The following is a 13,951-nucleotide window of genomic DNA, read 5'->3' as shown; positions in this document are numbered from 1 at the left end:
GCAAAATTCTTTTAAAATATTTATTGTTTCACGTGAAACAATTGCAAAAAAGTCCTATAAATAAAGAGATTTGTACAAGTCTAAATAGAAATCTTCTTTAGCTCGCATTTCTATTTTATCGGTTTCTGTTTTGTCCTTGTACCCACAAAGGTGAAGAACACCGTGTGCTAGAACTCTTTTTAATTCTTCATCGAAGGGTAAATTAAGAAGCTCTGCGTTGTCAGAAATGCGCTGCAAAGATATGAAAATATCTCCCGAAATGGTTTTGCCTTTGACGTAATCAAAGGTGATGATATCTGTATAATCATCATGTTGAAGAAAGTCTTGATTCACTTTGAGTAAATAATCATCATCACAGAAGATATAATGGATATCACCAAGTTTTTTTTCTTCGGTCTGTACTAGTTTTTCTAGCCACATTTCGGTATGTGGAGGAAGTGTAATTTCTTCTAAATTTTCAAATGAATGTGTAATCATATAATTAAAACCAATGTCCTAATACTACAGAGAATATCCCTTTTTGTGTTTCGATTGGTAGACTATAGTTAAGTTTAATTTGTCCAAATGGTGATTTATAGCCCAAAGTTAATCCTGCCGAGCTGTTTGTGATTTTCAATACGTTTTCTACATTAACATTGTTAAAGTTGTTGAGCATTTGAAAATCCACAATAACAAACAAATTTTTATAAAACTGATATTGGAACTGATTAGAAGCAAACAGCATGTTTTCACTAGCAAGACTTCCAAAGTAGTAACCATTCATCCTTACAAAATTGTTTAAGTTTTGAGCTATATATCCTCCTGATCTATACATGTAATATTTGCTAATACCTGAACCAAAAGTGAAACCTCCGTATAATTTCAGTTGGTAGGCTATTTTTTCTGATATCGGAAAATTGAACCGGAAGTCTCCTTTTAATTGAAGATTCTTTTCTTCCAATTCCTCATTAAAGAGGTCTAATAATTTTCCTTCTGTATTAATGAAGATTCCTTTTGTAGGGAAATCCGGGTCATTTTGGGTATCACTTTTTATGAATACATATGGATTGATAGGCTTTTCTCTATCTGTAATTTCAGAGTTTGGTAATCTTGTATTATAAATATCCCAAGAAAATCCTCCACCTATAGCATATTTGTCCTTCCAAGTAGACTGTATAAACGCATTGTTTCTATACCAGTTCCACTCTTCTCCATCGTTACCGTTAATATCCTTCAAATCTAGCGTCATTCCAGAGGCATAAAGGCCAAAACCAGGTATATATCCATTATCGATGAAATAGTTGAAATAATAGCGTGGCTGGTCGCCTATGACCCCATCTATAGATATGGTCGAATTCTTAAAAATTAATCTCTTAATAGTAAGATTGACAAGAAGGCCTGTTTTAAAGGCATCATCATAGTGTAATCCGAATTTAAGAAAATATCTTGTCGCATCTTCTTCTACATTGAGGACAAGCACATTTTTATTATCCTTTCGTGTAATATCGTAGGAAATAAATTTGTAGTTATCTGTTGCATATAACTTATCCGTCATTCCGTTGATGCTTGCATAGGAAAGAACAGATGGCACTCGTAAGTTCATTTTTCCCAGAACATAGGATTTGCTGAAAATCTTATTATTATTCAACTGAATGTCATCTATTTTGTAGGTGTTGGAAAATATGGTGTTACCCGGGTTTCTAACATAACTGAACTCTCTTTTTGGTAACTTACTTAACACAGACTCAAATTGCTTTGCTGCAGCAAAACCAGAGTCAATAATCGCCTTTTTCTGGTCATAACTTAAAGCAGTTAATCCTTTAAGATTTGGGTGAATATTAATGTCTGTGTATTGAATCTGCTTTTTTGTTTCATTTTGAATTTGAAAATCAAGAACTTGATTAAGAATATCTAATGCACTTTCTAAGTCTTCACGAGTGGAAAAATCTTGGCTCAGGTTAACCCCAATAACGATATCCATTCCTTTATCCTTAAGTGGCTGAGAAGGATAATTCATGGTCATTGCACCATCAATATAGAGACTGTCTCCAATTTTGACTGGATTCATTAAAGAAGGGAAGGCGGAACTTGCCATGATTGAATTGACTAAATTTCCTTCTTCAAAGTACTTTATTTTTCCTGTTTCCAGGTTAGTAGCTACACACATGAAGGGAATAGGCAATTTGGAGAAATCCTTGATTTCAGATACGTTATCCAAAAGCTCTTTCAGCACATAGATATTCTTTTGGCCTGAAGATATGGCTTTTGGAAGCATATTCATTTTACCATTCTTGATGGGTACGGTAAGGATGTATTTATCTGTATTTTTGGTAAAAAAAGAAGTTTCTTTTCGTGTTTTCTCGTTGGTTAAAAGAGTATAGAAATCTGTGTTGCTGATGAAGCTTTCAATTTGTTTTGCAGAATACCCGGAAGCATATAATCCACCAATGATAGAGCCCATACTTGTCCCTGAGACGTAATCTATCTTGATTCCTAAGGAATCTATCATTTTTAGTACTCCTACATGAGCAAATCCTTTAGCTCCGCCTCCGGATAGGGATAGCCCTACTTTCGGACGAGACGCCTCCTGAGATTTCATTAAAACCCCAAAGAAACAAATGATAAAAAGAATAAATAGCCTTTTCATTAGTCTTTGATATATACTCTTTTGACTCTTCTTGATATAGAGGTTAATACCTCATAAGAAATTGTTTTACAATAAGATGCAAATTCCTCTAAAGTGGGATTTGAATTAAATATCTTAACTTCGTCACCTTCTTTGACTTGAATGTTGCCCACATCAACCATCATCATATCCATGCAAACATTCCCAACAATTGGTACTAATTGACCATTGAGACCGACTTTGCCAACGCTGTTCCCGATAAGCCTTGGAATTCCATCTGCGTATCCAACAGGAAGTGTTGCAATTTTGGTATCTTCTTGAGCTTTGTAGTTGCGAGAATATCCGATAGAATCACCCTGTTTAACATCACTTATTTGGGAGATAACGGTCTTAAAACAAACTGCACTCTGTAATTGCTTTTGTATTTCTTTGTCTGAGGAAATACCAACCATACCTATACCAATTCTTACCATATCAAACTGATATTCTGGGTAATTTGCTATTCCCGACGAATTAAGAATATGTCGAATAGGTTTCTCCTTCAGAGATGCACTTATTTTTGAAGACATTCTGTCAAAGACCGCAATCTGCTCAAGTGTATATTCTCTTTCTGAGGCAACATCTGATGAAGAAAGATGGCTAAAGATACTCTTAATTCTAACATTTTGCGACTTCAATCTTTGTATCAATTCATCTAATTCATTTTCCTTAAAACCAAGACGATGCATTCCTGTTTCTAACTTGATATGGATAGGATATTTTTCAGAAATATTTTTTTGTTTCAGTTGTTCACAGAATAAGTCCAAAACTCTAATACTATAGATTTCTGGCTCTAATTGATAGTCGATGATGCTGGAGTAGCTGTGTTGTTCGGGATTCATCACCATAATTGGAGAAGTAATCCCTTTCTTTCTAAGATCGATTCCTTCGTCTGCGTACGCAACTCCAAGATAATCAATATGATGATGTTGAAGAAATTCTGCAATTTCGTAACCACCAAGTCCATAGGAGAAAGCTTTTACCATCGCCATCATTTTGGTTTCTGGTTTGAGAAAGCTTTTATGAACGTTAATGTTGTGAATAATAGCATTAAGATTAACCTCTAAAACCGTATCATGTTTCTGAAGTTCTAAAGCGTTTTTTACCTTTTCTAATTCGAATTTTCTTGCGCCCTTAAGTAAAACGAGGGAATCTTCTATTTTTCTAAATTCCTGACTATCAATTAATAACTCAGTATTATTAAAAGTAAAAATTTCACTTTCAAATAAACTCTGAAACTGTGTAATTTCTTTACCTATAAGAAAAATGGTATCAAAATTTTGTGGATTAGTTAAGCTTGCTACTTGTTGGTAGAACTCATCATAATTATCTTTTCCTTCTAAGAAATCGGTTAGAATCAACGTTTTCTTAGGTTTATTATATTCGTTGATGAATTGATAAGCAATAATCAAAGAATCGATGTCAAGATTGAAGGAATCGTTGATAATGAGATTATTTCTGATGCCCTCAATGCTTTCTAAACGCATTTCGACTGCGCGAAGTTCATTGATTTTGTCCGTGATTTTGTCTGTTGAGAAACCTAATTCGCTAAGTAAAGTAATGACTCCTAATGCATTACTTAATGTTGCTTGATCTCTTTGTTGAACAGGTAAAAGGAAGTGTTGTCCTCTAAGAACGATCTCCAAATCCTGACTTTTTTCTTGCCAATCGTTGGCAATGTAGACATCGTTATCAAAGCTAAGTCCGTACGAAATTAAATTTCGATCCGCATATTTAGCATTAATTTTTTGACGAACCATTGGATCATCACCATTGTAAATAATGGTTTTAGATTTTTCAAAAAGAGATATTTTTTCGTCGATAAGCTGCTCTTTGCTTTCAAAGTGGGCAAGATGGGCGCTACCGATATGAGTTAGGATTCCTATCTCTGGAGAAAAGATTTCTGATTGTCTTTGCATTTCTCCTGGTTTCGAAATTCCTACTTCAAAAAGACCGATTTGATTTTCGGGTTTTATTTGTAGAATTGAGAGTGGAAGTCCTAATTGAGAGTTATAACTTTTTGGACTTTTTACCACGGAAAAATCATCATTCAAAGATTGAAATAACCATTCCTTAATCACTGTTTTTCCGTTACTTCCAGTGATACCGACGGTTTTTAACTGAGGAAAAAGAGTCAAATGATGTTTCGCTAATTGTCTCAGGAAATCCAATGCATTTTCAACAATTACCCAAGTGACCTCGGTTTCCGTTTCTATTTTGTGTTCGGCAATGATAATATTGATTCCCTTTTCGATAGCTTGGGAAACATATTTTTCACCAGAATTTTTCTGCGTATTGAGTGCAATAAAAGCCATTCCATCGGTTGTAAAAAGTTTTCGGGTGTCGAAAGCAATTTTTTTAACCAAAAGATCTGGATTTCCGATGAGGAAAGACGACGTTATCTCAGCAAGTTGTCGTGTGGTGTAATTCATTCATTATCATTTTTTTTACTCAGAACTTCATCAATAAAAACACGTCTGCTTACCGCTTCGTATTTTTCTGTTTCTCCAAGTTCTACGAGGTCTTGGCTTTTTGATGTTCTTAATGAGTAATTGGCGAGATTTCCGGTCTTTTTACAAATCGCATGAACTTTAGTAACATACTCTGCAGTTGCCATTAGATCGGGCATAGACCCGAAAGGACGACCAAGAAAATCCATATCTAATCCAGCAATAACAACTCGTACCCCATGGTTAGCCAATTGATTGGCAATATCAACGATAGATGGATCGAAGAATTGAGCTTCGTCGATAGCAACAACATCACAGTTTTTCCCTTTTTCAAATATTTCTTGAGTAGATTCAACTGCGGTGCTCTTGATTGAGTTTTGATTATGAGACACTACATCATCTTTATGATATCGACTGTCAATTTTTGGTTTAAATATTTCAACTCTTTGACCAGCCATTTCTGCTCGTCTTAGTCTTCTTATAAGCTCCTCGGTTTTCCCCGAAAACATAGATCCACAAATCACTTCCATCCATCCACTCTGTTTGGAGTGGTTTATCGTATTTTCTAAAAACATTTTGTTAAATTAGCCGTAAATTTTATAGAATCAAAAATACACAAAATAAACAGAAAGATATGGAAAAATATAACGATCTTCAAGACAAGGTTTTCCAAGAAAGCAGACGAATTATTTCGGATCTTGGGAGCGTTAATACTGTTGAAGATTTGATTAATTCGGAAGAAGATTTGTTTTTATTGTTGGAAAATATCAGTTTTTTCCGCGTAATGGAAAGAAATTTTCAAGTTGAGGAAGTTCCTTCTGCTTTTATTAAAGAAGTAGTCGAGCAAGAGGAAGAAATTAAGCAGGAATTTGAATTCAAAATTCATGATGAAGAGGTTGAAGAAGAAGTGATTTTCAATAATGAATTGAACGAAATCTCCAATGAAGATATTTCGTACCAAAACGTACAGGATGATAAGATTGTAGAAGGGGATGTAATCCAATTGGAAGTAGAGGAGGAGATTGAAGTCGTACCAAATGAAGAACCTCAAATCGAAGCTGAGCCAGAACTAGTTATTGAAGAATCGGTTGCTGAAGAGGTAGTGGAAGAGAAGAAGATACCAATGGAAATCCATGTGAGTCCTGAAGAAGAATCAGAAGAGGCGATGGAATTAAGAAGGATTAAACTGGCTCATATCAAAGGTCTTAAAAAAGAGGAAACCGTTGAGGAGGTAGTTCATGAAGATAGCAGTAGTCTACTGAAAAGCCATGTTTCTACCAAATATATGGAAGCTCCGAAAGCGAGACCAGAGTTTCGTTTGGATTTCAATGACAAAATAGCATTTACCAAGACCCTTTTTGGTGGAGAACAAGAAGAACTTAACAAAGCGATTCACAAGTTGAACTCCTTCCAGACTCTTGACGAAGCCAAAGAATATTTGAGTGAACTTTACTATGACCGAAAATGGGATAAAGTTGACGATTATGCACAAAGGTTGTGGTCTTTAGCGGAAAATAAATTTATGTAATCCCCTAAATCCCCAAAGGGGACTTTTTGGGTTTTATACAAAGAAAAATTTTTAAAAAAATAATAAAGGGTTTCCCCTTTGGGGAAAGGGGCTTATGAAGCATATTACAGAATTTAATAATCCATTTTTTATCGGTGTTGCAGGAGTTGGGATGAGTGCGATTGCACAATATCTCCAAGGAATTGGGAAACAAGTTTCTGGGAGCGACCGATATTTTCAACCCGATACTTATAACAAAACCAAAGAACAGCTTGAAGCTGAAGGAATCCAATGTTTTCTTCAGGACGGAAGCGGAATTACTGATGAAACCGACCTTGTTGTAGTTTCGACCGCCATTGAAGATACTGTTTTTGAAGTTAAAAAAGCAAAAGAATTAGGAATCCCAATCATCAAAAGAAGCGAATTGCTTTCGATTATTGCAAAAAGTAAAAAAACGATTGCTGTTGCAGGAACTTCAGGAAAATCAACAACTTCGGCGATGTTATTTCAAATTTTGCTTGATGCTCAATTAGAACCTTCCATTATTTCGGGAGCAGGCTTAACCTCTATTATCAAACAAGGAAAAATCGGAAATGCTTCTGTCGGAAAAGGAGATTGGTTGATTATTGAAGCGGATGAAAGTGACGGTTCGGTTGTTCAATATGAACCAGAAATTGGTTTGTTACTCAATATCGACAAAGACCATCAAGAAATTGATGAATTGATTCATTTGTTTACCATTTTTAAAAATAACACAAAAGGTTTATTTGTTGTAAATCAATCGAATATATTAGCTAAAACGTTGTCTGCAAATTCTGAATATGATTTCGGATTTGAAAATGAAAATGCAGGTTTCGATGCCATAAATTTTAATCAAAATGGATTTCATTTAAGTTTCGAAGTAAAAAATCAAACTTTTGAAATGAATTCGATTGGTCAACACAGTGTAGAAAATGCAACCGCCGCAATTGCTGTTGCCCATCAAATAGGTGTTGATTTAAAGATTTGTGCCGAAAGTTTAGCAAAATATGAAGGAATTTATAGACGTCACCAAATTTTAGGCAATAAAAATGGAGTTTGGGTGATTGATGATTACGCACACAATCCAGCAAAATGCGCCGCTTCGATAAAAGCATGTCAACCTTTGGCGGAAAAAGTGGTGGCTTGGTTTCAACCTCATGGTTATGGACCGACTCGATTTTTGAGAAAAGATTTTGTGGAAGAAATTTCAAAAGTTCTTCGTCCTCAAGATGAAATTTGGATGAGTGAAATTTTCTACGCTGGAGGAACTGCGGTGAAAGATATTTCAGCCAATGATTTAATTCAAGATATTAAAGCTGAAGGTAAGAATGCATTTTTCGTGGAAGATAGAAATCTATTTTTAGAAACGGTAAAGCATTCATTATCAGAAAATTCAGTACTTCTTTTGATGGGAGCAAGAGACCCTAGTTTGGAGGGATTCTGTAAAGAATTGTACGAAAAATTGTAGTTCTAAAAACATTAAAAACACAAAATGAAGAAATTTTTTTTATTATTTTCACTGACTATTTTAGGATTTAATGCTCAAGCTCAAGACTTGAAACCGTATTACAATCCAGAATGGTCAAAACCATATCCTGCTTTTAAAGTTGTTGGAAATCTTTACTATGTTGGAACTTATGATTTGGCGTGTTATCTTATTGTAACACCGAATGGAAATATTTTGATTAACACAGGAGGAACCGACTCTTATCCTTTGATTAAAAACAATATAGAACAATTAGGTTTTTCTTTAAAAGATACTAAAGTTTTGTTAATTACACAAGCGCATTATGACCATACTGGGGTTTTGGCTCAAATAAAAAGCGAAACGAAAGCGAAATTATATGTAAATAAAGCAGATAAACCAGTTTTAGAATCAGGAGGAAAAGCAGATTATGAGTTAGCAAAATATGGTGAAACTTTTGTTCCTGTAACTCCAGATAAATTATTGAAAGACAATTCAATAATAAAATTAGGAGATACCAAACTTACTATGCTAAATCATCCAGGACATACAAAAGGGTCTTGTAGTTATATGTTGGATGTAAAAGATGGAGAGAAAACTTACAAAGTTCTGATTGCAAATATGCCTTCGATCATTATTGATGGAAAATTTTCGGAAGAGAAAGAATATCCTTCTATTCAAAAAGATTATGAGTACACGATCAATTCGATGAAAAATTTAAAATTCGATTTGTGGGTCGCTGCACATGCAAGTCAGTTTAATTTACATAAAATTCATCAACCAAACGCTTCTTACAATCCTAAAATATTTATGGATAAAAAGGCTTTTCTTGATGAATTGAAAGATTATGAAAAAAAATATCAGGAGAAGTTGAAAGAAGAAACAACAAAGTAGAATTCTGAATGATTGAAAATTATATATCAAATTTTTTTAAATTTTTTCCGAATGAAAAACCTTGGGAAATTATTCAGAATATAGAAAAGTATATTTTAGATAGAATAGAAGTTTTAGGAGAAGATTTTATCATTAAAAATAACATAGCAATACATCAAACTGCAGTTATAGAACAAAATGTAGCGATTAAAGCTCCTGTAATTATTGGTGAAAATGTTTTTATAGGAGCAAATGCCTATTTGAGAAACGGAGTTTTTCTTGGTGAAAACGTGAAAGTAGGAACAGGATGCGAAATAAAATCTTCCATTATTTTTGAAAACTCGGCGGTTGCGCATTTTAATTTTATTGGAGATAGTATTATTGGTTGTAATGTCAATTTTGAAGCAGGTTCAATCACAGCAAATCATTTTAATGAAAGAGAAGATAAAACTATTTATGTGAAAATTAATGATGAAATAATCAACACTAATCGTCAAAAATTTGGTTCTTTGGTGGGAGGTTTTTCAAAAATTGGAGCAAATGCTGTTCTTTCACCAGGAACAATTTTAGAGAAAAATTCAATTGTGAAAAGGCTTGAACTTGTTGGACAAATTAAAGATATTTAAAATTAGAAAAACAGTTTGTCATTGCAAATGAAGTGTAACGAAATGAAGCAATCTAAGGTTGGATTGCTTCGTCATTCTTCCTCGCAATAACGGAAAATAATATATGTCAGGAACCCTATACTTTGTTCCAACGCCGATTGGAAATTTAGAAGATATGACTTTCAGAGCTGTAAATATTCTGAAAGAGGTGGATTATATTTTGTGTGAAGACACCCGAACTTCAGGTGTTTTGTTGAAACATTATGAAATTTCTAAACCTTTAAAATCGTATCACTTATATAACGAACATCAAGCAACACTTAAAGTTATTGATGATTTGAAGAACGGACAGAATATTGCTATTATTACCGACGCAGGAACGCCCGGAATTTCTGACCCAGGTTATCTTTTAGGGAAAGCTTGTGCGGATGAGGACATTGACATGATTTGTCTTCCAGGAGCAACAGCTTTTGTTCCAGCTTTGGTGGTTTCGGGATTACCGAATCACGATTTTTATTTTGCAGGATTTTTACCGCAGAAAAAGGGACGCCAAACCAAACTGAAACAATTGGCGGAAGAAAAGAAAACCATCATTTTGTACGAAAGTCCGCATAAGATTAACACGACCTTAGAACAGATAAAAGAGTTTTTCGGCGAAGAAACCAAAGTAAGTTTGAGCCGAGAAATTTCCAAAAAATTTGAAGAAACCAAACGAGGAACAATCAATGAGTTAATCGAGTTCTCTAAAAGTAAAACTTTAAAAGGAGAGATTGTGTTGATTGTGAATAATTCAATTTAATTATATTTGACAAAATAAATAACATGAAATTATTAGAAGGAAAAGTAGCCCTAATTACAGGGGGAACCAGAGGAATAGGAAAAGGAATTGTTGAGGTTTTTGCAGCTCAAGGCGCAAAAATAGCCTTTACTTATGCGGGTTCTGTTGATAAAGCAAAGGAATTAGAAAACGCTCTAAGTGGTCAAACGCAAATTAAAGCTTATCAATCAGATGCATCTGATTATGATGCTGCTCAGAAGTTAGTTGATGATGTGATGGCTGAATTCGGACAAATTGATATTTTGGTTAATAATGCAGGAATAACGAGGGATAATTTGATGTTGAGAATGTCCAAGAAAGATTGGGATACTATTATCAAAGTGAATTTGGATTCTGTATTCAATTTAACGAAAGCGGTTATTAAACCTATGATGAAAGCAAAAGCTGGTTCAATCATCAATATGACTTCGGTTGTTGGTGTGAAAGGAAATGCAGGACAAGCAAATTATGCGGCTTCTAAAGCTGGTGTAATCGGTTTTTCTAAATCTATAGCTTTGGAATTAGGTTCAAGAAATATTCGTTGTAATGCAATTGCTCCAGGATTTATTGAAACTGAAATGACAGGTGCTTTGGATGAAAAAACAGTTCAAGGATGGAGAGATTCAATTCCATTGAAGAGAGGAGGACAGCCAGAAGATGTTGCAAATGCATGTGTTTTCTTAGGTTCTGATATGTCCGCTTATGTTACTGGGCAAGTCCTAAACGTAGATGGTGGAATGTTGACATAAAAAAAGCTTCACTAATTCCCCTTCTTTGAAGGGATGGATTTAAAATTGAAGATTTTGAAGACGGGGGGTAGTTTACCTTTATAAAATAAAAAATCCGAATTCTAAAGATTCGGATTTTTTATTGGGACACGTTTTGGCGCTCGCTTCGCTCGCGCCTTAAATCGCCTTAAAGTTCTTTTTTGAAACATAATGAGTCTTCCACACCCTCATATTGTCCATAATTTGGGATGATTTGATATGTTTTTTGGTAGAGATTTACAGCCTCTGTTTGACGTTTTCCTGTTTCCAAAATGGTGTTGTTGTAGCCTAATTCTTTTGCCCAATTTTCTAATTCAGTTAGAACTTTTGAAGCATAGCCTTTTCCACGAAATTCGGGTTTTACAAACATTCTTTTCACTTCTATTGAAGTATCATCATAAGGCTTTATAGCGCCGCAACCAGCAGGAATATCGTTGTCATAAACAACAATACAATATTGTAAGCCATCAATTTTATTGAATTGTGCATAGAAAACATGTTCTTCACCATCTTTCAAAGCGAGGTAGAAGTCTAAGTCTTTAACAAGGTTTATAAAGTCAGCATTAGCCGATGTCGTTCGTGTAATATTCATGTGTTAATTATATTCAAAATTTTTTTCTAAAATAGATTCCGTTATCGGTATGATCGAAGTCGTTGCCATAGATAAAAAGACTTGTGGTTTGCGAAAAATTCAGCTGGTCACCTGAAACCGAATAAGTCCTATTAAATGCTTTTGTACTTCCATTTTTGACCAAAAATGGAGATTCAGAGATTTCCCACTCAGAACCTTTTTTAGCATTGACTTCTATTGTAGCTTCATTTTTCATAATATCGAGCTTGCTGTAATCTCCACCGGCATTTAAGGCAACCGCTCTCGGAATCGAAAACGAAACAATGATACTGTCTGTATTTTCGTCCCAAATAACATAACCAGACTCATCATGAAAAACTTCTTGATTGATATTTTTGACTACAATTTGGCGATACATCAAAGCCTTTAGTTGCTGATGAGCAGCGTTGTGAACACTTGGGATGATGACGGGTTCAAAAGTCAAACTTCCATGGAATGGATTGCTTTCTGTGTAAGTATCTTTATCTGGCGAAACATCCATTCCGTTTCCATCGCTTTCCCAAGTTCCTATTAATGGAAGTAAAGGGCCAAATGCTAAATATTTTGCAGAAGCATCATTTAAATTGAATTCAGTGATTTTTCCATTCAAAAGATTTTCTAAAATTTGGTTTTCATCAATAAAAAATCCTTTGTGGTCTTCACCTGCATCAATCAGGTAGATTGGGATAAAAGTTGCTGATACAGAAGGGTCTTCTAATGTGCAGATAGAATCTACTTTAAATGATTTTGCGTGGTACAATTCCTGAATGTTTTTTGATTCTAAATGTCCATTAGGAAGTAAATTGAAATCGTAATTGTAACCGTGAAGACTCAAGTCTTCTATGGCTTTTGTGATGGATTGATAGTTTTTTTTCATGGTAAAGTTTTTTTGAAGCTGTTTTTTTATGTTTTCAAATTGATTTAAAATTAATCGTTAAAGACTTGATTCTCTTGTTCTTGAACTCGGATAAATGTAGTCCGCTTTGAAAGTTCTTTTAGCCTTGAAGCACCAACATATGTACAAGTTGAACGAACACCGCCTAAAATATCTTTTACGGTTTCCGATACCTTTCCTTTGTACGGAACTTTCACGGTTTTTCCTTCTGAGGAACGATATTCAGCGACACCACCAGAATGCTTTTCCATGGCTGTTTTAGAACTCATTCCATAGAAAAGGCGATATTGTTTACCGTTTTCTTCCAAGATTTCGCCACCGCTTTCGTCGTGTCCAGCAAACATTCCTCCCAACATTACAAAATCTGCTCCACCACCAAAAGCTTTCGACACATCACCGGGAACTTTGCAACCACCGTCGGCAATAATGTGTCCACCTAAACCATGGGCAGAATCAGCACATTCGATAATTGCAGAAAGTTGAGGATAACCAACACCGGTTTTGACTCGTGTTGTACAAACAGAACCAGGGCCAATTCCGACTTTAATAATGTCTGCACCTGCCAATATCAGTTCTTCGACCATTTCGCCTGTAACCACATTTCCCGCAATAATGGTTTTATCGGAGTAAGTTTTTCTAATTTTTTTCACAAAGTCCACAAAATGTTCGGAATAGCCATTGGCAACATCTATGCATAGAAATTCGATTTTAGGGTGATTTTGAAGGATTTCTGCGATTTTCACTTCATCTTGCTTACCAGTTCCGGTGCTCAAAGCAATAAATGGGTAAAAATCATCTGGCTTATCTTTCAAAAAGGCACTCCATTCTTCTACGGAATAATGTTTATGAATTGCGGTTATAATTTTGTCTTTTGCCAAAGCTTCTGCCATTTGGAAAGTACCGACCGTGTCCATATTTGCAGCAATTATTGGAACACCCTTCCATTTTCTTTGGGAGTTTCTAAAAACGAAATCTCTATCCAAATCTACTTCGGAACGAGATTTCAATGTGGAACGCTTTGGGCGGAACATCACGTCTTTAAACCCTAATTTAATATCGTATTCTATTCTCATATAGAGTGTTTTAAGATTTTTTGATCACCAAATAATTAACGGTGTCGTTCTGAGCGGAACGAAGTGGAGTCGAAGAATCTCTGTAATAAGTATTGTCCGATTTAGAAAACCGGCAGCAATTGAGAGATGCTTCCTTCGTCAGCATGACAGCGTCAATGCATAATCAATGAATATATAATTTGTTTGTGGTTTTTATTTAATGATTTAAAATTAGTGAATAATTT

Annotated in this window: 14 protein-coding genes; 6 read left to right on the top strand and 8 right to left on the bottom strand. The window is 34.8% G+C overall.

Annotation, left to right across the window (positions count from 1 at the left end):
- Nucleotides 1-54 precede the first annotated feature (54 nt).
- The 4 genes from ybeY to AC4AGG_RS02335 are packed head-to-tail and all read right to left on the bottom strand — an operon-like array spanning nt 55 to nt 5,669.
- Entirely contained in the window at nt 55-477 is a 423-nt protein-coding gene (ybeY, locus tag AC4AGG_RS02350; protein ID WP_489770371.1) for an rRNA maturation RNase YbeY, read from the bottom strand.
- 4 nt (nt 478-481) lie between these two features.
- Nucleotides 482-2,626 carry a patatin-like phospholipase family protein gene (locus tag AC4AGG_RS02345; protein WP_489770370.1) on the bottom strand — a complete coding sequence of 715 codons (2,145 nt, stop codon included), beginning with the start codon at nt 2,624-2,626 and terminating at the stop codon, nt 482-484.
- Nucleotides 2,626-5,076 (bottom strand): bifunctional UDP-N-acetylmuramoyl-tripeptide:D-alanyl-D-alanine ligase/alanine racemase, encoded by a 2,451-nt coding sequence (locus AC4AGG_RS02340; protein WP_489770369.1) that lies wholly within the window; start codon nt 5,074-5,076, stop codon nt 2,626-2,628. The genes AC4AGG_RS02345 and AC4AGG_RS02340 overlap by 1 nt, the downstream gene beginning before the upstream one ends.
- Nucleotides 5,073-5,669: a thymidine kinase gene (locus AC4AGG_RS02335; RefSeq protein ID WP_489770368.1), complete on the bottom strand. Its 597-nt coding sequence runs from the start codon at nt 5,667-5,669 to the stop codon at nt 5,073-5,075. The genes AC4AGG_RS02340 and AC4AGG_RS02335 overlap by 4 nt, the downstream gene beginning before the upstream one ends.
- 59 nt (nt 5,670-5,728) lie before the next feature.
- Here AC4AGG_RS02335 and AC4AGG_RS02330 point away from each other — a divergent pair, with 59 nt between their 5' ends.
- From AC4AGG_RS02330 to fabG, 6 genes are all read left to right on the top strand, one after another.
- Nucleotides 5,729-6,622 (top strand): DUF8457 domain-containing protein, encoded by an 894-nt coding sequence (locus AC4AGG_RS02330; RefSeq protein WP_489770367.1) that lies wholly within the window; start codon nt 5,729-5,731, stop codon nt 6,620-6,622.
- 94 nt (nt 6,623-6,716) lie between these two features.
- Nucleotides 6,717-8,090: a UDP-N-acetylmuramate--L-alanine ligase gene (locus tag AC4AGG_RS02325; protein ID WP_489770366.1), complete on the top strand. Its 1,374-nt coding sequence runs from the start codon at nt 6,717-6,719 to the stop codon at nt 8,088-8,090.
- 24 nt (nt 8,091-8,114) lie between these two features.
- Nucleotides 8,115-8,981, top strand: coding sequence for a subclass B3 metallo-beta-lactamase (gene bla / locus AC4AGG_RS02320; protein WP_489770365.1), 867 nt, complete (start codon nt 8,115-8,117; stop codon nt 8,979-8,981).
- A gap of 8 nt (nt 8,982-8,989) precedes the next feature.
- Nucleotides 8,990-9,586, top strand: a complete 597-nt coding sequence (locus AC4AGG_RS02315; RefSeq protein ID WP_489770364.1) for a DapH/DapD/GlmU-related protein — start codon at nt 8,990-8,992, stop codon at nt 9,584-9,586.
- Between the two features lie 103 nt (nt 9,587-9,689).
- Nucleotides 9,690-10,364, top strand: a complete 675-nt coding sequence (gene rsmI / locus AC4AGG_RS02310; RefSeq protein ID WP_489770363.1) for a 16S rRNA (cytidine(1402)-2'-O)-methyltransferase — start codon at nt 9,690-9,692, stop codon at nt 10,362-10,364.
- A 23-nt stretch (nt 10,365-10,387) separates the two neighbouring features.
- Entirely contained in the window at nt 10,388-11,131 is a 744-nt protein-coding gene (fabG, locus tag AC4AGG_RS02305) for a 3-oxoacyl-[acyl-carrier-protein] reductase (RefSeq protein WP_489770362.1), read from the top strand.
- A gap of 166 nt (nt 11,132-11,297) precedes the next feature.
- Here the strand turns inward: fabG and AC4AGG_RS02300 are convergent, their stop codons facing one another.
- The 4 genes from AC4AGG_RS02300 to AC4AGG_RS02285 are packed head-to-tail and all read right to left on the bottom strand — an operon-like array spanning nt 11,298 to nt 13,872.
- Nucleotides 11,298-11,741, bottom strand: coding sequence for a GNAT family N-acetyltransferase (locus tag AC4AGG_RS02300; RefSeq protein WP_489770361.1), 444 nt, complete (start codon nt 11,739-11,741; stop codon nt 11,298-11,300).
- A 13-nt stretch (nt 11,742-11,754) separates the two neighbouring features.
- Nucleotides 11,755-12,636 (bottom strand): heme-binding beta-barrel domain-containing protein, encoded by an 882-nt coding sequence (locus AC4AGG_RS02295; RefSeq protein ID WP_489770360.1) that lies wholly within the window; start codon nt 12,634-12,636, stop codon nt 11,755-11,757.
- Between the two features lie 50 nt (nt 12,637-12,686).
- Complete coding sequence (locus AC4AGG_RS02290; RefSeq protein ID WP_489770359.1) at nt 12,687-13,727, bottom strand: GMP reductase; 1,041 nt, start codon at nt 13,725-13,727, stop codon at nt 12,687-12,689.
- A 10-nt stretch (nt 13,728-13,737) separates the two neighbouring features.
- A complete protein-coding gene (locus tag AC4AGG_RS02285) occupies nt 13,738-13,872 on the bottom strand; it encodes a hypothetical protein (RefSeq protein WP_489770358.1) in 135 nt (44 codons plus the stop codon).
- Nucleotides 13,873-13,951: the final 79 nt, after the last annotated feature.

This window comes from Chryseobacterium sp. CG10_8 (assembly GCF_058117085.1).
This window is presented reverse-complemented; position numbering and strand designations above follow the sequence as displayed.

What these genes read in the sequence shown, in the direction of transcription:
- ybeY (WP_489770371.1), bottom strand. Translation starts at nt 477, where the DNA reads ATGATTACACATTCATTTGAAAATTTAGAAGAAATTACACTTCCTCCA.
- AC4AGG_RS02345 (WP_489770370.1), bottom strand. Translation starts at nt 2,626, where the DNA reads ATGAAAAGGCTATTTATTCTTTTTATCATTTGTTTCTTTGGGGTTTTA.
- AC4AGG_RS02340 (WP_489770369.1), bottom strand. Translation starts at nt 5,076, where the DNA reads ATGAATTACACCACACGACAACTTGCTGAGATAACGTCGTCTTTCCTC.
- AC4AGG_RS02335 (WP_489770368.1), bottom strand. Translation starts at nt 5,669, where the DNA reads ATGTTTTTAGAAAATACGATAAACCACTCCAAACAGAGTGGATGGATG.
- AC4AGG_RS02330 (WP_489770367.1), top strand. Translation starts at nt 5,729, where the DNA reads ATGGAAAAATATAACGATCTTCAAGACAAGGTTTTCCAAGAAAGCAGA.
- AC4AGG_RS02325 (WP_489770366.1), top strand. Translation starts at nt 6,717, where the DNA reads ATGAAGCATATTACAGAATTTAATAATCCATTTTTTATCGGTGTTGCA.
- bla (WP_489770365.1), top strand. Translation starts at nt 8,115, where the DNA reads ATGAAGAAATTTTTTTTATTATTTTCACTGACTATTTTAGGATTTAAT.
- AC4AGG_RS02315 (WP_489770364.1), top strand. Translation starts at nt 8,990, where the DNA reads ATGATTGAAAATTATATATCAAATTTTTTTAAATTTTTTCCGAATGAA.
- rsmI (WP_489770363.1), top strand. Translation starts at nt 9,690, where the DNA reads ATGTCAGGAACCCTATACTTTGTTCCAACGCCGATTGGAAATTTAGAA.
- fabG (WP_489770362.1), top strand. Translation starts at nt 10,388, where the DNA reads ATGAAATTATTAGAAGGAAAAGTAGCCCTAATTACAGGGGGAACCAGA.
- AC4AGG_RS02300 (WP_489770361.1), bottom strand. Translation starts at nt 11,741, where the DNA reads ATGAATATTACACGAACGACATCGGCTAATGCTGACTTTATAAACCTT.
- AC4AGG_RS02295 (WP_489770360.1), bottom strand. Translation starts at nt 12,636, where the DNA reads ATGAAAAAAAACTATCAATCCATCACAAAAGCCATAGAAGACTTGAGT.
- AC4AGG_RS02290 (WP_489770359.1), bottom strand. Translation starts at nt 13,727, where the DNA reads ATGAGAATAGAATACGATATTAAATTAGGGTTTAAAGACGTGATGTTC.
- AC4AGG_RS02285 (WP_489770358.1), bottom strand. Translation starts at nt 13,872, where the DNA reads ATGCTGACGAAGGAAGCATCTCTCAATTGCTGCCGGTTTTCTAAATCG.